The following is an 18,716-nucleotide window of genomic DNA, read 5'->3' as shown; positions in this document are numbered from 1 at the left end:
AGGGTCACCGCCGAACGCCGAACGCCGAACGCGACCGGGCCCGTCCCCAGATGGGACGGGCCCGGTCGTGCTCCCCCAAGCAGGAATCGTTGCCGTCAGCCGCCGATCGCGATGGCGAAGACGTGCATGGTCGGCACGTTGGCCGCCGGCCGCGCGCTGATGTTGGGCAGGACGACCTGGGCCACCGCCTTGTTCTGCAACGACACACCCACGTAGTAGATGCAGGCGGCCGTGGCCTGACGGCCGTTGTTGGGCCGGTTCTGGTACGCCGACACGACGGCGGCGGTTCCCCCGGAGTGGGGCCCGCCGTACCAGTCGGGCGAGCTCAGCGTGAACGTCTGACGGGTGCCGTCGGCGTACACGACGGTGCCTGTCCCGGACACCGCCCCGTAGGTGCCGGTGAGCAGGAAGCCGAGCGTGCTGCCGGTGCCGCTGATGCCGATGGTCTGGCCCGAGGCGACGGCGTTGTCGGCGGTGCCGGGGCTGACGTTGGGCCAGCGGAAGCTCACCCCGTTGCGGCTGATCGTGGCCCCCGGGCTGGCCCCGGCCGAGGCCAGTGCCTGCGCGGACAGGCTTGCCCCGTTGCCGTCGAAGTTTCCGACGTTGGTGTTGCTGTCGTTGGTGATGCCGGCGTTGGTGAAGCTCTGCTCCAGCGTCGGGGTGGCGACGCCTGTGCTGGTGACCCGGTAGGTGCGCCCGGCCTGGACGGTGACCTCGACCAGGTCGGACTCGATCCGGGTGACCCGGGGCGCCGAACCGTCGGCGGTGTCGACAACCGTGACGGTGCCGGTCAGGATGCGGGCGCGCAGGCGGACCGTGCCGGCGCGGTCCGGCCGGACGAGCACCTCGGTAGCCTGACCGTTGCTCCAGGTGATGCCGACGGTGTGCCCGCCGCGACCCCGCAGGCCGGTCACCTTCCCGGCCGGCCACGCCGGCGGCAGCGCGGGCAGGATGTGCAACTCACCGGCGTGGCTCTGCAGCAGCATCTCGGCGATGCCCGCCGTCGCCCCGAAGTTGCCGTCGATCTGGAACGGCGGGTGCAGGTCGAACATGTTCGGCGCGAGCCGGGCGGTGGTGGCGAGGTAGCGGATCAGGTCGTGGGCCCGCTTGCCCTCCTCCATCCGTGCCCAGAAATTGATTTTCCAGGCCAGCGACCAGCCGGTCCCGTCGTCGCCGCGCAGTGCCAGGGTCCGGCGGGCCGCCTCGAACAGCTGCGGGGTGCCGCGCTTGGTGATCTGGTTGCTGGGGGCCAACCCGTACAGGTGGGAGATGTGCCGGTGGTTGGGCTCGGTCTCCACCCAGTCGTAGAGCCACTCCATGATGTTGCCGCGCGAGCCGACCTTCATCGGAGGGAGCCGGTCGCGGGTGGCCCGGACCTGCGCCCGGAAGGTGCTGTCCACGTTGAGGACCTCGCTCGCACGGGCGACGCCGTCGAAGAGGTCCCGCAGGATCTGGTTGTCCATGGTGGGGCCGGCGCACACGCTGGCGTTCGAGTGGTGGCTGAGTTCCGGCGAGTTCGACGGGTTCGTCACGAGGTAGCCGAGGGTCGGCTCGGTCACCAGGGTGTCCAGGAAGAACTGCGCGGCGCCCTTCATGGCCGGATAGTTCGTCCGCAGGAACTCGATGTCGCCGTTGAACAGGTAGTGGTCCCAGATCAACACCGACAGCCACGCGCCACCGGTCTGCCACATTCCCCAGAACGCGCCGTCCACCACGGCCGTGGCCCGCCACGCGTCGGTGTTGTGGTGGGTGACCCAGCCACCCGCGTTGTACTGCACCTGGGCGGTACGCGCACCGGCGACGGAGAGCTCCCGGACCATGTCGAACACCGGGTTGTGGCACTCGGCCAGGTTCGTCGTGTTGGCCGGCCAGTAGTTCATCGGCAGGTTCGCGTTGATCGTGTACTTCGAGTCCCACGAGGGCGTCAGCGAGTCGTTCCAGATGCCCTGCAGGTTGGCCGGCTGCGTGCCGGGGCGCGACGACGAGATCAGCAGGTACCGGCCGAACTGGAACAGCAGCGCGGAGAACTGCGGGTCGTTGACGCTGTTGTGCTGGGCGATCCGCACGTCGGTCGTCTGGTTCGCGGCCGAGGTGCGGCCCAGGTCCAGGGTGACCCGGTTGAAGAGCGCCTGGTAGTCGGCCACGTGCCTGCTGCGCAGCGAGTCGAAGCTGGTGGCCCGGGCGGCACTGAGGCGCTGCCGGGCGATGCCCCCGTAGTCGCCGCCGACGTTGCGGTAGTTGACGTAGCTGGTGCCGATGGAGATCAGCAGGACCACGCTCGTGGCGTTGGTGACCCGCAGGGTGCCGCCGGAGCTGGACACGATGCCGCCGGTGACGGTGGCGTTGGCCAGGGCGAGGAAGCGGACCTGGCCGTTGACGCCCTCCTGGTTCCCGGACACGCCGTCCAGGCCGATCGTGGCGCCGTCCGGACTGGACACCGACGTGCGCTGCGGGCTGTCGAACGTGGCCGTGAAGCTGATCGAGTTGCTCCGGTCGGCGGTGAGTCGCATGGCGATGACCTGGTCCGGCGCGCTGGCGAACACCTCCCGCTGGTGACGGACGCCGTTGAGCACGTACGACGTCGTGACGGTGGCGGTGGTGAGGTCCAACGTGCGGTCGTACTGCGACGCCCCGCTGGCCGACCCGAAGGCGAGCCGCAGGTTGCCGACGGTCTGGTAGGCCAACTGCCCGCCGGGGTTGCCCATCATGGTCTGGTTGATCAGATCCTGGGCCTGGGTCCACTGGTTGGCGTTGACCAGGCGGCGGATCTCCCCCAGCGCTCCCGCGCCCCGGGGGTTGCTCGGGTCGTGCGGGCCGCCGGCCCAGACGGTGTCCTCGTTGAGTTGCAGCCGTTCCGTGTCGACGTTGCCGAAGACCATGGCGCCGAGTCGGCCGTTGCCGATCGGCAGCGCCCGGAGCCAGTCGGTGCCGGCCCCCTCGTCGTACCAGAGGGCGAGGTCCCCGGCGGCCAGCACCTGCGGCGGCGCCACCGCGTCCGCGCGGGCCGCGGCGGTCCAGGGCAGCGGCAGGAGAGCGCCGCCCGCACCGGCCGCGCCGATCTTGATGGCTTGCCGTCGAGTCAGGTCGGACATCGATCCTCCAAACGGTGACCGATCCGGCCACCCGAAGCGGGACAACCATGAGAGCCGTCGTCGGGATCCGCTCGCTGGCATCGACCAGGGACCGGAGTGACCGGCCGAGATCAGCCCCGGAGACAGCCAGACATCTGATGTGTTTCGCGAAGGTTACTCCGACGCAACCGAATCGGCAATGGTCGATAGATGGCGGGAATCCGCCTTCTGACCCGTCCCGCGGAGCGCCGCCGTCAAGGAGACGGCATCGAGCGGACGCCTCCCGACACTGACGGATCACCCACCGGACACCGTCGAGCGAGCAGGTAGGTGCCCATACATCGGATGTACCGTCCGTCGGTCGAATTTCCCGGCGTCCCCGCCGGCCGCAACCTCGACGGGCCGACGGGCGTCTAGCGGGAAACACTTCCAGGTTGGACCGGAGGATCCGATGACCCCGACACCGCTCCGCGCCCTCGTACCCGTCGCCGTACTGGCGGGCCTCGCGGCCTGCACGACCCCCTCGTCCGCGCCCCCGGCCGGGGCCGGGACCACGTCGCCCGTACCCAGCGCCACGTCCGCCTCCCCGGACGCCTCGCCGACCCGCACGGCACCCGCGACACCCGACGCCACCGGGGCCGCCTGTCCGGTCAGCGCGGCCACCCTTCAGCGGGTGTCGGGGCTCGGCGACAGCCACCGGATCGACCCGGACCAGATCAACTGCGCACGCCGGTGGGCGACCGCCGGTGTACGCGCCGTCGACCCGAGCATGCAGGGCGACGGCGTACTGGTCTTCGAGTACGCCAACGGCAGGTGGAAGAAGCTGGGCGAAGGCAGCGCGATCGAATGCAGCCCGTTCGGCATCCCGAACGAGATCGGCGACCAGGTCGGCTGCCGCGACCATTGAGCGCGAGGGCCCGGCCGGCCGGGCCCTCGACCGCCGTCGACCGAGCAGCGGACACGTTCAGGGGACGCGGTGCGGCGGCAGCCGCACCGCTGCGCCCGTTCGTCCTAATCTCGACTCGTTCCTGGAGGCGATCACGGAGGCCGCGGTGGGCGCGATACCCAGACGACAGTTCGTCCGGCTCTCCGGGTCCGCCGGCGCGACCGGACTCCTGGGCCTGATGGGCGCCGACCGGGTACTGGCCGACGGCGGGCACGCCGACGGAGGCCAGACCCCCGCGCCGCCCCCACCGGAACCCGGCGGCCCCGGCGCCGCCGCCTGCCCCACGCCCTCCCAACTGTGCGGCTACCCCGCCGACACCGGAGGCCGGTACGACCTGTGGGACCGGGTGCAGGTCTGCGAGGGCACCAAGACCGGCCCACCGTTCCCGCAGTGTCTGCGAACGACACCCACCTACGTGATCCTCAACGGCGGGTCCGGGTCGAACCACGACTTCCTCCTCGTCCCCAGTTGCCGGATCAGCGGCATCGAGTGCCCGTTCATCACGACCACCAACGCCCCCAACTACTGGCTGGAAGCGTGGGACAACGCTCAGCCCGGACAACCCGCACACGTCGTCTACCCCCACATCGGGCTCGGCATCAACTCGGCCGACCCGACGATCCGCATGCAGGACCAGCTGCACATCCACCTGGCCGGGATCCACTCGGGCATCCAGACGCAACTGAACAACCACGACAGCACGATCACCAACGACCCGTCGCGCTGGCGCAACCAGGTCGTACCCGTCTGGGGCCTGACCAGCACGGGTCAGCCCGCGCCCCGCTCGTACCGGGTCCTGCACGTGGCGAACCTGAACGAGAACCTCTTCCGGCTCCTGCTCGACAGCGTGGTGCGCCCCACCGGGGCCACGATGGCGGCGCAGATCCTAGCCGTGACACCCCGCCTGGTCGGCAGCGGCGGGTTCTACGTCCTGAACAGTGAACCCGGTCTGCCCGTCGCACCCGGCCAGCCCGGCGGCACCGGCACCGTCGACTTTCTCCTCGCGTACGCGTAGCGGCGATCGGCAGCCGTCCATCAGGGCGCGACTAGACTCGGAACCAGCGTCGATCCTGGGGGGGTGCGTGCGCAGGTGAGTTCGTCCCAGCTTCTCGTCGCACTGGACCGCGACAGTTCGGTTCCGTTGCAACAACAGCTCTGCGACCAGATCAGCGGGTCCGTGCGCACCGGTCGACTGCGCCCCGGCGACCCGGTGCCGCCGAGCCGTGAGCTGGCCCACCAGCTCCGGGTCTCCCGGACCGTGGTGACCCGGGCGTACGAACTGCTGCGGGCCAACGGGGTGCTCACCTCACGGCAGGGATCCGGCACCCGGGTCAGCGGCACGCTGACCGACACCCCGCCACCGGCCCAACGCGCCGCCCGCCCGCCACTGTGGCCCGAGCCTCCGCTGCCCACCGACGCCGGCAGCCCGCTGTGGAAACCCTGGGAACCAGCGCCGATGCACCGGCCGGACGGCGCGTACGACTTCCGGCACGGCACCCCGGCGCTGGCCAGCTTTCCGGTGACCCGGTGGCGGCAGTCGCTCGCCGAGGCGGTCAGTCAGGCCGACGCGGTGGCGCTGGGCTACGGCCCGGCCGAGGGCGCCTCGTCGTTGCGTACCCAGATCAGCGCCCTGCTGCGCCGCAGCCGCGCACTCGACGCCAACCGCGAACACACGGTGGTGACCAGCGGCGCCACCCAGGCCATGGACATCCTGGTCCGGCTGCTCGTCGGCCCGGACGACGTGGTGGTCATCGAGGACCCGAGCCACACCGTGCTGCGGCAGATCTTCGGCTACTCGCGGGCCGCCGTGGTGCCGGTCGGAGTCGACGAGGAGGGCCTGCGGGTCGACGAGATCGAAAGCCAGGTCCGCGCGCATGGCCACGACCCGTCCCGGGTACGCCTGATCTACGTGACCCCGTCGCACCAGTTCCCGACCGGGTTCATCATGTCCGAGCGACGGCGACGAGCGCTGCTGCGCTGGGCCCGTGAACACTCCGCCACGGTGCTGGAGGACGACTACCACAACGAGTTCACGTTCGCCGAGGAGCGACTCCCGTCGTTGGCCGCCGACCCGCAGGACGCGGACGTGGTCTACGTCGGCAGCTTCAGCAAGACCCTGTTCCCGTCGCTGCGCATCGGCTACGCGGTGCTGCCACAGCACCTCGTCCGGCCGTTCCTCGGCGTCAAGTGGATCACCGACCGGCTGACGCCGACGCTGACCCAGGAGGCACTGGCCGAGTTCATCTCCTCCGGGGCGTACGCCCGGCACATCGGCCGCATGGACCGCCTCTACCGGCAGCGACGCGCCCGGCTGCTGGAGGCGCTCTACGAACACTTCGGCGCTGGTGTGCGCATCTCCGGCACGGCTGCCGGGCTGCACGTGCTGGTGACCCTGGGCGGCGCGCCCGACGCCGACGAGGCGGCGATCGTGCGCGCCGCCGCCGCGCGCGACGTCCGGATCTACCCGGCCTCGGGCTACTTCGTCACCCGGCCACCGGCCGAACCGACCTTCCTGATCGGGTACGCGGCGCTGCCGACCGCACGGATCACCGAGGGCGTGGCGCTGCTGGCCGCCGCGGTGCGGGAATCGACGGCTCGGTGAAACGGGGCCGGACGAATCGGGCCCGCTGCGCGTACGGGACGGTGCAGTCGAAGACCGCCTTCGCCGTGCGCCCATCGGCCGAGAGCGACGACGAGTAGCCGGTGTGCTGGCTCGGGTCGAGAGGGAAGCCCTCCCGGTCCGGCAACACGCGCAGGTCCTGATCGGCCTGGAAACGGGTGACCATCGCCCACCACAGGTCCTGGTCGGACTCGATGTCGACGTCGTCGTCCACGCACAGCACCAGCTTGGCCATCCGGAACTGCTCCAGCACCGCCTCCGCGGCGGCGCGAACCGCGACGTCGTCCTCCGGGCCGCGCTTCGCCGGCCACTGCAACACCACCATGAGCTGACCGCCACCCGCCGTGTGGCAGTGGGCGGCCAGCGCCGGCGTGCCCCTGCGGCGCAGCACGTCCAGCACCGCGGCCTCCATCCCGAAGCCGAGCAGCACCGACTGCTCGTGCCCGGGCCCGGACACGGCCTGCAGAATCGGGCTCTCCCGGGCGGTGATCGCGGTGACCCGGATCAACGGCAGCGCGGGATGCGCCCGGCCCTGGTAGCCGAGGAACTCCGGGGTGGCGACAGTGCCGTGTCGGCTCTCCGGCGCCCGGTCGGCCAGCAACTCGCCCTCGATGACGTACTCGGCGTGCGCGATGAACTCGGTGTCCACAGTGCGGCACTCCAGCAACTCCACCGGTTGCCCGGCGAGAGCGCCGGCCACCGCCAGCTCGTCGAGGTCGGGTGGCACGAGTGACGTCGGGCAGCAGGAGGAGAGCAGCACCGCCGGGCACAGGCCGAGGTGGACGGCCACCGGCAACGGACTCCCCCGCCGCAACGCGGCCTGGTACGCGAGCTCCAGGTCCCGGCCGGGCACCATCCAGATGGTCAGCGAGTCCGGGCCCTGGACGCACATCCGGTGCACGGACAGGTTGCGGACCCCGGTGTCCGGGTCGGTGGCGAGCACCGCGCCGAGGGTCAGATAGGGCCCGGCGTCCTCGTCGGTGAGGACCGGCACCGGCAGCGCGGTCAGGTCCAGCGGCAGCGTCTCGCGGGGCCACCGGGACGGGTCGTGTGCGGGCACCGGCGGGCGGGGTGCAGCCACCGCGTCGAGCAGCCGGTGCGGCAGCTCGGCCGGTGTGCAGCCGAGCAGCCCGGCCGCGCGCCGACGGGTGCCGTACAGGCCCATCAGCACCGCTCGGGTCGGACCGTGGTCGGGGCGTACCCGGTCGAAGAGCACCGCCGGGCCGGCACCGGTGGGCGGGGCGGCGGGCGCACCCGCCCAGCGGGCGTAGTGCGCGGAGACGCCGTACCGGGCCGGTAGTTCGGTGGCGACGCGGACCAGCTCACCGGGGAGCGGATCGAGGGTGGCCAGGGCGTGCCGCAGGTCGACGGGCGTTCGACTCACCGCTCCTCCCCCGCCGACGCGGCGGCGCGGCGGGCCGCCAGCATGTCGAGTTGCATCCGGGTCAGCTCGTCGATGAGGGCACGGTAGGTGCCGACCGCCACCTCCGGCGGCATACCGTTGCCGACGGCCAGGTCGGACACCCGGTCGAGCACCTGCCGCACCCGGTCGGGTGATCGGACGGTCGCCTCGTCCGTCTTGTGCGCGGTCAGCTCCTGCACCACCCGGGTGCGCTCGGCCAGCAGGGCGATGATCCGCTGGTCGAGATGGTCGATGACGCCCCGCAGCTCGGCGATCCGGGTCGGGCCGTCGGCGGCACCGGCCGGCGGGGAGCCGGCCGGTGCCGCGAACCAGTGCTGGTCGGTCATGGCTGGGGAACCTGGTCGACCACGAAGACGACGGTGGGCTCGGCGTCGCTGCCCTGGGACCGGTGCTCCTCGTCGTCGGGGATCACGAACCCCATGCCGGGGCGGCACGGCACCGACCGGTCCCGGAAGTGGATGGTGAACTCGCCCTGCAGGACGTAGCCGGTGTGGCCGCGCAGGCACCAGTGGTGCTCGTCGAAGCCGGGCGGCAACTCCAGCAGGCGCAGCCGCTGCCCCCCGACGTACGAGATCTTGACGCGTCCCTCGGCGCCCGGCTTGTCCCACCTCTCCCACTCGGTGGCCGGGAAGTCGATGCCGACCGGCGCGGCGACCTGCTCAGTGGACATTCTCGATATCTCCTCTGGTCGGGGCGGAATCGTTGCGGCGGGGCCGCGGCACGCGTTCGTTGCGGTCCCGCCGCGGAAGGACCGGATCGCCGTCGACCCGCTGGTGCTGCTTGAGCAGCTGCACCATGTCGAGCATCCGGTGCACCATCCGCTCCAGCGCGTCGACGCCCTCGACGTCGTGCAGGCCGGGAGTGCCGGTGGTGTTGCGCAGCAGGACGGGGAACCCGCTGCCCACCAGGATCATCCGGTTGAGCAGCAGGTTGTTGACGATCTGGTTGTGCACGGACGAGTCGCTGTACCGTCGCCCGGTGACGATGATGCCGCCCACCTTGTCCGCCAGCGGACGGGTGAAACGCAGGTAGCCGACGCCCGCGCGCTCGATGAAGACCTGCATGAGGTGGGCCAGGCCGAAGCCGTGCACCGGGGCCGCGTAGATCAGCCCGTCGGCGCGTGTCATCTGCTCCACCAGGGCGGGGACGTCGTCGTCCACCTGGCAGGGCACTGTGCGGCTGTTGCAGTCGCCGCACGGGCTGCACGGCGAGATCCGGTGCTCACGTAACTGGATGGTGCGCAGGACGGCGCCCCGCTCGGCGATGAGTCGTCCCGCGTACGCGATGGCGTGGTCGGTGTTGCCGCCGACCCGTTCCGATCCGTTGATGGCGAGGATGGTCCCTGCTTCGCTGTGCACTTTCACCCCCGGTGCTCGTCGCGGGGTGGGCGCCGCACCGCGCCCACCCCCTGCGAGGTCAGTCCGTCAGCTTCCCGGCGAAGTAGTCGATGTAGGCCTGCATGTCGAAGTGACCGTGCCCGGACAGGGAGAAGACGATCGCCTTCGACTCGCCCGTCTCCCGGCACTGGATCGCCTCGTCCACCGCCACCCGCACCGCGTGGGTGGACTCGGGCGCCGGCACGATGCCCTCGCTGCGCGCGAACAGCACGCCGGCCTCGAAGCAGGCCGTCTGCGGCACCGCGCGGGCCTCGATCAGGTCGATCTCCCGCAGCGCGCTCACGATCGGCGCCATGCCGTGGTAGCGCAGCCCACCGGCGTGGATCGACGGCGGGTGGAAGTCGTGGCCCAGAGTGTGCATCTTGGCCAGCGGGGTGAGCCCGGCGGTGTCGCCGAAGTCGTAGTCGTAGCTGCCCTTGGTCAGCGACGGGCAGGAGGCCGGCTCGGCCGCGACGAACCGCACCGTCGGACCACCGCCCCACTGCCGGCGCAGGAACGGCAGGGCCAGCCCGGCGAAGTTGGACCCGCCACCGGCGGCGCCGACCACGACGTCCGGGTAGTCGTCGGCCATCGCCAACTGGAGCAACGCCTCCTGGCCGATGATCGTCTGGTGCATCAGCACCAGGTTGAGCACCGAGCCGAGGGCGTACTTGGCGGCGCCGCCGCTGCTCATCGCCGCCTCCACCGCCTCGGAGATGGCCAGGCCGAGGCTGCCGCTGGAGTCCGGGTCGGCGGCGAGCGCCGCCCGACCCGCACCGGTGCGGTCACTCGGGCTCGCGGTGACCGACGCCCCGAACGTCTCCATCAGGCCCCGCCGGTACGGCTTCTGGTCGTAGCTGACCCGCACCATGAAGACCTCGCAGTCGAGGCCGAAGTAGGAACAGGCCATCGACAGCGAGCTGCCCCACTGGCCGGCGCCGGTCTCGGTGGTCAGCCGTTGCACGCCGTCCTGCTTGCTGTAGTACGCCTGCGGCACGGCGGTGTTCGGCTTGTGGCTGCCGGCCGGGCTGACCCCCTCGTACTTGAAGTAGATCCGCGCCGGGGTGCCGAGGGCCTGCTCCAGGCGACGGGCCCGGACCAGCGGACTGGGCCGCCACTGCCGGTAGATGTCGAGCACCGGCCCGGGAATGTCGATGTCCCGTTCGGTGGAGAACTCCTGTTCGACCATGCCGGTGGCGAAGAGCGGTTCGAGGTCGGCCGGGGTGATGGGCTCCCGGGTGCCGGGGTGCAGCATCGGGGGTAGCCCCTTGGGCAGATCGGGGACCACGTTGTACCAGGTCGTCGGGATGTCGCTCTCGGGCAGCACGAACTTCGTCGCGGTCATGGCCTCTTCCAGGGGTGGGTGTCAGGAACTGGCGGTGGCCGGCTCGGCAGGTGACGGCACGGACCGGGCAGCCGGTCGCATCCGCAGCACTGCGAACGCGACCACGCCGACCACCGGGGTCAGCAGGAGCAGGAGGAGGACGGGCTGGTGCCCACCGGTCTGCCAGACGAAGCCGAGGCCCATCGGCACGACCAGGCGGGCGGAGCTGAGCACGAAACCATTCAGGGCCATGAAACCGCTGACCCGGTGCTCCTCGACGTGGTCGGCGATGTAGGTGGGCACCACCACCGAGGCGATGATCTCCCCCAGCGTCCAGACCACGGTGGACAGCAGCACGGCGGGCAGCGAGAACGCGAACACCAGCACCGCCATGCCGGTGGACCAGAGCAGGCCGGCGACGACCAGCAGGGTGCGCGTCGAGTACGCCTTCATCCGCTTCTCGATCAGCAGACTGGCGCTGACCACGACCACGCTGTTGATCGTGTAGACCGCCCCGACCACCGCCACCGACGAGTGCAGCACCGTGGTGACCGCGAGCGGCAGCGTGTATTCCAGGCCGATCAACGGCGCGACGTAGCAGAACGAGACGATCACCAGCACCGCCACGTCGAGGTCGCGCAGCAGCCCGGCCCGCCGGGTGCTCGCGGCCGGTGAGGCCACCGGCACGCGCCGGGTGTCCGCCGGTACGAACAACCAGATGGTGGCCGCCGCGACAAGCCCGAGCAGGATGTTGCCGGCGAACATCAGCTGGTAGGAGTAGGCCGCCGCGATCCCGCCGAGCAACGGGCCGACGCCCATGCCGAGGTTGTTGGCGAGGTAGCTGACCGTGTACGCGAACGGCCGCTGCTCAGGTGCGGTCAGGTCGGCGATCAGCGTGTTCGCCGCCGGGGCGAACATCCCCATCCCGACCAGCGCGACGAAGAGCAGCACCGCGTACGTCCAGGTGGGACCGTCGAGCAGGGCGAGACCGAGGTAGCCGACCGCGTTGAGCAGCAGGCTCGTCACCAGCGCGGCGCGTCGGCCGGCTCGACCGCAGACCGGGCCGCTGAGCAGGCTGCCGGCGAGCAGACCGGTGCTGCCGACGGAGATCAGCACACCCGCCTCGCCGGTGCTGAGGTGCCGGCTCTGCACCAGGTAGACAGCGAGCAGCGGGAAGACGAACATGCCGGCCCGGTTGATGAAGGAGGCGTAGACCAGCATCCGCAACGGGCGCGGCAGGGCCTGGAACCGGCCCAGCCAGCTCACGCGTCACCGACCGGCTCGGTGACCACCTCGAAGGCGTCCCGGATGACCTTGAACCGTGCCCGCACGTCGTCGAAGTCGCGCCCCTCGCAGACGTACCAGCCGAGGACGTCGTTGGACGCGGTCGGCGCGGCGAGCACGTCACCCACGCTCTTCCACACGTCCGCGTCGAGCACCGAGTCGAGCCCTCGCAGCTCGTCCGCCGTGGTGATCGCGGTGATCCGCCCGTACCGGTCGGAGCACAGATATTCGGTGCCGATCTCCGGGCCGAGGGTGGCCGCCGGGACGTGCCCCGGGTCCAGTTCGAGGCGGCACCACTCGCCGGCCAGGTTGATCCCCCGCCCGGCCTGGATGGCGGGGACGATCGAGCCGCCACCCGCCCGGGCGGCCGCCTCGCCGAAGACCAGCCCGCCGTCGTCGCGCAGGAAGAACTCCACGTGCGCCACGCCGGTACGCATGCCGAAGCCGCGCAGCACTGTGGCGCTGGCGGCCACGATGCGCCGCTCCGCCGGGGTCAGGTCGTGCTTGCGGGAGACCGTGCCGCCGGGCTCGTCGCGGAACTCCAGGATCGAGTACGTGTAGCGGGACAGCTGGTCGAAGACCACCTCACCGTCGCGCAGCAGCGAGTCGACGTGGTACTCGACGCCCCGGACGTACTCCTCCACCCGGTAGTCGTGCCGGTCGTCGGCGACCAGCGGCCACACCCGGGCCAGGTCCTCGGCGGAGTCCACCCGGTGGGTGTCGCCGCAGGCCCAGCCGGCGTACGGCTTGATCACCACCGGCCAGCCCACCTCGGCGGCGAACTCGGCGACCGCGCCGATCGTCTCGGGTCGGCACGAGCGGGCCACCGGCACGCCCAGCTCGACGGCCCGACGGTGCATGACGTTCTTGTCCCGGAACGTCAGCGCCTCCTCCGGATCGAGACCCGGGATGCCGTGGTCGCGGCGGCAGTGCGCGGCGGTGAGCACGTCGCCCTCGAAGAGCGGGAAGACGCGCTCCACCGGGTGCGCGGCGAGGATCGTGGCGACCGTGGCGCGAACGGATTCCCGGTCGTCGAGGTCGGCGAAGTAGCAGGGCATTCCGGCGGCGTCGGCGGCGGGCTGCCCGGTCGGCAGCAGCGCGACGGTGGCCACGCCCAGCTCGGCGGCGGCGGTGACGACACTGCGGAACTGGGCCGCGTACCGGCCGGCCGCGGGTCGGTAGATCACCAGGATCGCGCGGTTCACGAACGGCTCCCACTGTCGCTGCCGACCGTGCCCAGGGTGCGCAGGACGGCGCTGGTCGTCGCTCCGTCGAGCACCGCCTCCTGCCGGGTGCCGTCGGACAACCCGTCGAGGACGGTGGCGAGCCGGCCGAGCGCGTCCACCACCTCCGCCCGGCCGCCGGGGTGGGCCGACTCGACGGTGAGCAGCAGCCGGTGCCGGCCCAGGTCGGTGCGGACCAGGTGGCCCTGTCGCCAGTTCCAGCGCCGCGAGTGGGCCCGCCCGTCGGCGTCGGCGTAGACGACCTCGCCCGGCTCGGGCTGCTCCGGGGCGTCCGGAGCGCCGAGCGGCAGGTACGTCTCGGTGCCGTCGGCCGGCCGGACCACGAGGTCGCCGAGGCCGTCGACGGCGCACGAGGCAACCGGCAGGGCAGCGCCGAGCGACACCGCGTTGCAGAGGTCGACCAGGGCGTTGATCCGGGGCAGCCGGTCGCCCTTGGCGACCCGCCGGGCGATGGACTCGGCGGCGCAGGGGAACCGGTTGGGGTTCACCCCCACCGCCCGGTACGCCTCCCGCCACGCGGCGATGCCCGGCAGTTCCGCCACACCCGCCTTGTCCAGGCCGGCCGCGTGCAGCGCGTCCTCGGCGGCGCTGAGAAGCGCCGACACGGCGGGAGGGGCCGGAGCGACATCGACCGCCGGCACGGCGATCACGCCGAGCACGTAGTCCGGCACTGCGGTCAGCACCCGGTCGTCGATGCGCACGGTGAGGGTGTCCACACCGTCGCTGAGCTGGGTCATCGTGATCCTCGTAGGGGTCGGGTCCGATTGTCGGTCCGACCGTACGCAGCGGGGTGACCACCGGGTGTGGCCAATCCGGGGTGATCCGGTGTGGCCAATCCGGCGGTCGGCGGCTGACCGTCGGCGAGGCCGGCGCGGGCCCGCGCGCCGAGCAGCGTGGTGCCCAGCGCCAGCACGCAGAGCGCCGCGCCGACCGGCCCGAGCAGGTCCAGGGCGTCCTCGCCACCGTGCCGCAGCAGCCGGTTGCCGAGGAAACCGCCGAGCGCGATGCCCACGAACGTGGCCGACGAGTTGAGCGAGAGCAGCAACGGTCCGGAGGTCGGCGCGACGGTGAAGAGCCGGTGCTGCTGAGCCGGCTGGGTGGCCATCGCGGTGACGCCCCAGGCCGCCATGGCCAGCGCCGCGGGCAGCAGCGCCTGCCGGGTCAGCGGCAGCGTGACCAGCACCAGGGCAAGCCCGGCGACCGACACCAGCAGCACCGGTACGCCACCCCACCGGTCGGTGGCCCGCCCGCCGAGCACGGTCCCGGCGACCGCCGGCACGCCGAAGACCAGCAGCAGCACCGCGAGCACTGTGCCGTCGCCGTCGGTGGCCGGGGCGAGCAGCGCCCCGACGTACGTCAACGCGAGGTATCCGCCGGTCATGAACAGCGCGGTGGTGAGCACCGCCAGGCCGACGCGACCCTCGCGGGCCGGTGCGAGGCGGGCGGCCAACGACGGTCCGGGCGGCAGCGCCAGCGCCGGCAGGCCGACGGCCACCGCGACCGCGCAGGCCGCGCCGACGGCCGCGAGCAGCCAGAAGGTGGCCCGCCACTGGAGGTCGGCGGCGAGCCAGGTGCCGAACGGCACCCCGGCGACGGTGGCCGCGGAGAGACCGCCGAGCACCACCGCCATGGCCCGGGCACGCCGCTCCGGCGGGGCCAGGGCGGCCGCCGACGCGGTGGCCGCGGGAATGTAGAGCGCGGCGCTGACCGCCGTGACGACCCGGGCCAGCAGCAACAGCGGCAGGTCGGGGGCGAGCGCGGAGGCGACGTTGCCCACCGTGAACCCGACCAGCGAGACCACCAGCACGGTACGCCGTTCCAGCCGGCCGGTCAGGGCGCCGAGCAGCGGTGCGGCGACCGCGTACGCGAGGGCGAAGACGGCGCTCACCCAGCCGGCCGAGGCGACGCTGACCCGCAGGCTGCCGGCCACCTCGGGGAGCACACCGGCGACCACGAACGTGTCGGTGCCGATGGCGAACGCGCCGACGGCGAGCAGCCCGACGACGGGTACGCCCCGACGCATCACGCCACCCCCGCCGGCTGCCCGGAGCGGTACCGGGCGGCGTCCCCGGCGACCACCCGACCGCCGAGCAGCACCATCTCGATCGCCTCCGGCCGACCCAGGACGGTGATGTCCTCGGCCGGATCGCCGTCGGTGACCACCAGGTCCGCCAGCCGCCCCGGCTGCACGGTGCCCGCCTCGTCGCCCCGGCCGGCCAGCCGCGCTCCGTTGGCGGTGGCCCAGGTCAGCACCACCGGCGCGGGAATGCCGGCCATCGTCACGTACGTCTCCAACTCCTCGGCGTAGCGGCCGTGCGGGGTCCAGGCGAACCCGAAGTCGTCACCGGCCACGATCGGGATGCCCATCCGCACCATCAGCGGCAGGATGCGCAGGGTGTTCTCGACCTCGGCCTCGAACTCCAGCGTCTCCAGGTACTCCGGGGTCTTGCCGTGCCGAACGCCGTCGGTGAGCAGGCGGTGCGGCTGGTGCAGGCTCGGCACCACGAAGATGCCGCGCTCGGCGATGGCCTCCAGGGCGGCGTCGTCGGCGTACGTGGCGTGGTCGATCACGTCGACACCGGCGGCGATGGCGTTGCGGATGCCGCCCAGACCACGCGAGTGCGCCCGGATCCGGACGCCCCGCTCGTGCGCCGCCCGGGCCGCGATCACCAACTCCTCGGCGGTGAACAGCAGCTCGTGCGACCGGCCGTTGGGAAAGGTGTCGTCACCTGTGGAGAAGACCTTGATGATCTCCGCGCCCTGGGCGACCTCGGTGTCGACGTAATCGATCAGCTCCTCCGGGGTGTCGGCCAGCCGCATCAGGTCGCTCGGGATGCGTTGCTTGACCCCCGGGTTGCGGCGCTCCGGCGGACCGGACACCATCAGGTCCCTGCTGCACGGCGTGATCCGCGGGCCGGGCAGCTTCCCGGCGTCGATCGCCCGGCGCAGTGCCATGTCGATGCCGGACACCGAGCCGGCGCCGACGAAGGCGGTGTAGCCCAGCCGCAGCATGGCGGCGGCGTTGGCGGCGGCGCCGAGGGTGACCTCGGGGATGCTGTACTTGAACAGCATCTCCCGACCGTCGAGCACGTCCAGGTACGCGATGTGGGTGTGGCCGAGCGTCATCCCCGGCATGACCGTCCGACCGTCGAGGTCGAGAACGTCCACGTCCGGGTCGTGCAGCGGGGCCTGCGCCTCGGGCAGCACCGCGACGATGCGCTCGCCGTCGAGCAGCACACTGTGGTGCGGTCGGGAAGCCACCCCCAGTCCTTCCTGGACCGTGGCGCGGTGCAGCAACGTTCGTCGGGACACGACTGTCACTCCGGTTCTCTCGATGTCTGGTCTCAGCGGCGGCCGAACAGGGTCCACACGATCTCGGCGCCCGGGCGGCGGGCCACCCACCGCAACGCGTGGCGGTGCACCCCGGGCGCGTTGGTCACCGCGAGGTCGGCGCCCCCGGCGGCGAGGATCTCGGCGGCGTGCTGGGTGGAGTCGGCGTCGACCCACCGCACCTGGCGGTCCCGCAGCGCGGGCGGCGCGAGGTCGTTGTAGATCCGTCGGACCTCCCACAGGGCGGCCACCGTGAGCCGACCATCGGCCGGGTCCGGGTCGCGGTCCGGCGGGGCCGCGATGCCGTACTCCGGGGTTGCCTGGGCGAAGTAGGCGTCCAGCCGCAGGTCACGGTGCCAGTGGAAGCGGGTGAGCCCCTGGTAGGCGCTCGGCACGAGGGCCTGGTCGACGCGCCGCTCCACCAGCGCGGCGAGCACCGCGTCGAAGGTGTCGGACAGCTCGATGCGCAGCCCGTGCCGCTCGGCGAGGAACGCCGCGGTGAGGTGACTGGACGTCCCGGCCGGGCCGAGGGTGGCCAGCGTGGTGCCGGGCCGGCTCGCCCACCGGTCCATCACACTGCGCCACCGCCGCCCGTACGCGTCGGCGAGCGGCCCGGGCAGCGCCGGCACCGACGCGTGCGTGGCCGCCTCAGGTGGTGTAGCCACGGTTGCCCGCCATCCGCTGCGCCACCCTGGTCTCGTGGTCGACCTCGACCCGCCGGTCGACGATCCGGGCGGCCTTCCAACTGACGAACGCGCCGGTGCTGACGATCGGGTCCAGCCCGTCGGTCAGCTCCACCTCCACGGGTACGCCGAGCGCGGCGGCGGCCCGCTCCCGGACCCCGTCGGCCACCGCGGCGGGGTCGTCGGTGAGGTCCTTGAGCAGCTCCAGCCGGACCGTGAGCCGGTCACCGCCGACGCTCGGGTCGTGGTCGATCACCACCTGGTAACCGCCCGAGCCGGTGACCCCGGTCAGGACCGCCGTCTCGATCTGCCCGGCGGTGAGACGTCGACCGCCCAGCTCGATGCGGTCCAGGGTGCGGCCGACGATCTGCACCAGGTCGCCGGGCATCTCGCAGGCACAGTCCGACGCCTCGACGATCACCGCGTCGCCGGTGCGGTAGCGGACCAGCGGCTTCACCCCGTCCACGAGCATGGTGACGGTGAGCTCTCCGCTGCCCCGGGAGCCGTACGACGTGCCGGTCTCCGGGTCGACCACCTCGATCAGGTAGTTGGTCTGGGAGAGGTGCATCCGCTTGTTGCGGCAGGCGGTGGCGATGACGAACGCCTCCTGCGAGCCGTACAGGATGTTGTAGACGTCCGCGCCCCAGACGGATTCCAGGTTGCGGGCCAGCGCCGGGGTGCACATCTCGCCGGTGACGAAGAGGAGCTTGACGGAGAAGTCCTCGCGCAGCCGGTATCCGTAGTGCTCGGCGGCCTTGGCCAGCATCATCGCGACGCCGGGCGTACAGCAGACGACCTCCAGCTCGAGGTCCTTCATCAGCTGCAACGCCTTCGCGAACCCGATCACCGGTGAGTACGGCCAGATCTTCGCGTTCAGCGAACCGACGTTGCGGGCGATGTCGCCGAGGGTGTCACCGAAGGAGTGCACCTCGGTCGGGCCCATCAGCCCGATGCGGGGTGGGTGGTCACCGAAGTGGTGGCGGAAGATCGACGCCCAGGACTCGGTCACGTGGGCGTTGCTGGCCACCACCTCCCGTCCGTCGCGGGGGCAGGGCGTCGCGCGACCGGTCGTGCCCGTCGTCTCGTAGAAGAACACCCCGTCGGCCAGCGGCCGGCTGAGGACGTCGAGCATCTCCTGCCGCAGGTGCGTCTTCGTGGTGAAGGGCAGTCGGTCGAGGGTCGCCGGGGTGATCGTCGACAGGTCGACGTCGGCCAGGTGACGGGCGTAGAACGGTGAACCGGTGGACACCTGGTCGAGTACCGTGCGCAGTTGCCGTGCGCGCCAGGCGTCCAGCTCGGACGGGTCGAGGGTGCGGTCGTAGAACGCCTGGTGCAGGGCCAGGTAGTCGACGGCGAAGTCCGCCGCCGGTCCGGTGGTCGGAAGCCACATGGTCGGATCCTTTCCAGGGATGAGC

16 protein-coding genes are annotated in these 18,716 nt (G+C 71.9%); 3 read left to right on the top strand and 13 right to left on the bottom strand.

Features of this window, described 5'->3' with window-relative positions:
* Positions 1-95: 95 nt before the first annotated feature.
* Positions 96-3,092, bottom strand: coding sequence for a glycoside hydrolase family 95 protein (locus O3438_RS02385; protein WP_269678346.1), 2,997 nt, complete (start codon positions 3,090-3,092; stop codon positions 96-98).
* A gap of 430 nt (positions 3,093-3,522) precedes the next feature.
* Between O3438_RS02385 and O3438_RS02380 the strand changes: the two genes are divergently transcribed.
* The 3 genes from O3438_RS02380 to pdxR all read left to right on the top strand — a co-directional run bounded on the left by O3438_RS02380 (position 3,523) and on the right by pdxR (position 6,619).
* On the top strand, positions 3,523-3,978 hold the full coding sequence (locus O3438_RS02380; protein WP_269678345.1) for a hypothetical protein: 456 nt from the start codon (positions 3,523-3,525) through the stop codon (positions 3,976-3,978).
* A gap of 145 nt (positions 3,979-4,123) precedes the next feature.
* Complete coding sequence (locus O3438_RS02375) at positions 4,124-5,032, top strand: CDP-diacylglycerol diphosphatase (protein WP_269678344.1); 909 nt, start codon at positions 4,124-4,126, stop codon at positions 5,030-5,032.
* 63 nt (positions 5,033-5,095) lie between these two features.
* Positions 5,096-6,619 (top strand): MocR-like pyridoxine biosynthesis transcription factor PdxR, encoded by a 1,524-nt coding sequence (gene pdxR / locus O3438_RS02370; protein WP_269678343.1) that lies wholly within the window; start codon positions 5,096-5,098, stop codon positions 6,617-6,619.
* Here pdxR and O3438_RS02365 read toward each other — a convergent pair.
* From O3438_RS02365 to O3438_RS02310, 12 genes are all read right to left on the bottom strand, one after another.
* Positions 6,564-8,021 (bottom strand): UbiD family decarboxylase, encoded by a 1,458-nt coding sequence (locus O3438_RS02365; RefSeq protein ID WP_269678342.1) that lies wholly within the window; start codon positions 8,019-8,021, stop codon positions 6,564-6,566. The genes pdxR and O3438_RS02365 overlap by 56 nt on opposite strands.
* Entirely contained in the window at positions 8,018-8,386 is a 369-nt protein-coding gene (locus O3438_RS02360) for a chorismate mutase (RefSeq protein WP_269678341.1), read from the bottom strand. The genes O3438_RS02365 and O3438_RS02360 overlap by 4 nt, the downstream gene beginning before the upstream one ends.
* Positions 8,383-8,730, bottom strand: coding sequence for a cupin domain-containing protein (locus tag O3438_RS02355; protein ID WP_145783082.1), 348 nt, complete (start codon positions 8,728-8,730; stop codon positions 8,383-8,385). Before O3438_RS02355 ends, O3438_RS02360 begins: the two co-directional genes overlap by 4 nt.
* Positions 8,720-9,418 carry a flavodoxin family protein gene (locus O3438_RS02350; RefSeq protein ID WP_269678340.1) on the bottom strand — a complete coding sequence of 233 codons (699 nt, stop codon included), beginning with the start codon at positions 9,416-9,418 and terminating at the stop codon, positions 8,720-8,722. The genes O3438_RS02355 and O3438_RS02350 overlap by 11 nt, the downstream gene beginning before the upstream one ends.
* A gap of 58 nt (positions 9,419-9,476) precedes the next feature.
* Positions 9,477-10,781, bottom strand: a complete 1,305-nt coding sequence (locus O3438_RS02345) for a TrpB-like pyridoxal phosphate-dependent enzyme (RefSeq protein ID WP_269678339.1) — start codon at positions 10,779-10,781, stop codon at positions 9,477-9,479.
* A gap of 21 nt (positions 10,782-10,802) precedes the next feature.
* Positions 10,803-12,026, bottom strand: a complete 1,224-nt coding sequence (locus O3438_RS02340; RefSeq protein ID WP_269678338.1) for an MFS transporter — start codon at positions 12,024-12,026, stop codon at positions 10,803-10,805.
* Entirely contained in the window at positions 12,023-13,249 is a 1,227-nt protein-coding gene (locus O3438_RS02335; protein WP_269678337.1) for an ATP-grasp domain-containing protein, read from the bottom strand. The genes O3438_RS02340 and O3438_RS02335 overlap by 4 nt, the downstream gene beginning before the upstream one ends.
* The gene (locus tag O3438_RS02330; protein ID WP_269678336.1) at positions 13,246-14,025 is read right to left on the bottom strand and encodes a B3/B4 domain-containing protein; all 780 of its coding nucleotides are present in this window, start codon (positions 14,023-14,025) and stop codon (positions 13,246-13,248) included. The genes O3438_RS02335 and O3438_RS02330 overlap by 4 nt, the downstream gene beginning before the upstream one ends.
* A complete protein-coding gene (locus O3438_RS02325) occupies positions 14,022-15,311 on the bottom strand; it encodes an MFS transporter (RefSeq protein ID WP_269678335.1) in 1,290 nt (429 codons plus the stop codon). Before O3438_RS02325 ends, O3438_RS02330 begins: the two co-directional genes overlap by 4 nt.
* Positions 15,311-16,549 carry an amidohydrolase family protein gene (locus O3438_RS02320; RefSeq protein WP_269678334.1) on the bottom strand — a complete coding sequence of 413 codons (1,239 nt, stop codon included), beginning with the start codon at positions 16,547-16,549 and terminating at the stop codon, positions 15,311-15,313. Before O3438_RS02320 ends, O3438_RS02325 begins: the two co-directional genes overlap by 1 nt.
* An 83-nt stretch (positions 16,550-16,632) precedes the next feature.
* The gene (locus O3438_RS02315; protein ID WP_269678333.1) at positions 16,633-17,283 is read right to left on the bottom strand and encodes a prephenate dehydratase; all 651 of its coding nucleotides are present in this window, start codon (positions 17,281-17,283) and stop codon (positions 16,633-16,635) included.
* Positions 17,267-18,691, bottom strand: a complete 1,425-nt coding sequence (locus tag O3438_RS02310) for a phenylacetate--CoA ligase family protein (RefSeq protein WP_269678332.1) — start codon at positions 18,689-18,691, stop codon at positions 17,267-17,269. Before O3438_RS02310 ends, O3438_RS02315 begins: the two co-directional genes overlap by 17 nt.
* Positions 18,692-18,716: the final 25 nt, after the last annotated feature.

This window comes from Micromonospora sp. WMMC250, assembly GCF_027460215.1.
GTDB lineage: Bacteria > Actinomycetota > Actinomycetes > Mycobacteriales > Micromonosporaceae > Micromonospora > Micromonospora taraxaci.
Note: the sequence above shows the minus strand (reverse complement) of the source record. Positions and strands in the feature narration are given on the sequence as shown.

Excerpts from the sequence above, each read along its gene's own strand:
- O3438_RS02385 (WP_269678346.1), bottom strand. The coding sequence starts at position 3,092 with ATGTCCGACCTGACTCGACGGCAAGCCATCAAGATCGGCGCGGCCGGT.
- O3438_RS02380 (WP_269678345.1), top strand. The coding sequence starts at position 3,523 with ATGACCCCGACACCGCTCCGCGCCCTCGTACCCGTCGCCGTACTGGCG.
- O3438_RS02360 (WP_269678341.1), bottom strand. The coding sequence starts at position 8,386 with ATGACCGACCAGCACTGGTTCGCGGCACCGGCCGGCTCCCCGCCGGCC.
- O3438_RS02355 (WP_145783082.1), bottom strand. The coding sequence starts at position 8,730 with ATGTCCACTGAGCAGGTCGCCGCGCCGGTCGGCATCGACTTCCCGGCC.
- O3438_RS02345 (WP_269678339.1), bottom strand. The coding sequence starts at position 10,781 with ATGACCGCGACGAAGTTCGTGCTGCCCGAGAGCGACATCCCGACGACC.
- O3438_RS02330 (WP_269678336.1), bottom strand. The coding sequence starts at position 14,025 with ATGACCCAGCTCAGCGACGGTGTGGACACCCTCACCGTGCGCATCGAC.
- O3438_RS02325 (WP_269678335.1), bottom strand. The coding sequence starts at position 15,311 with ATGCGTCGGGGCGTACCCGTCGTCGGGCTGCTCGCCGTCGGCGCGTTC.
- O3438_RS02310 (WP_269678332.1), bottom strand. The coding sequence starts at position 18,691 with ATGTGGCTTCCGACCACCGGACCGGCGGCGGACTTCGCCGTCGACTAC.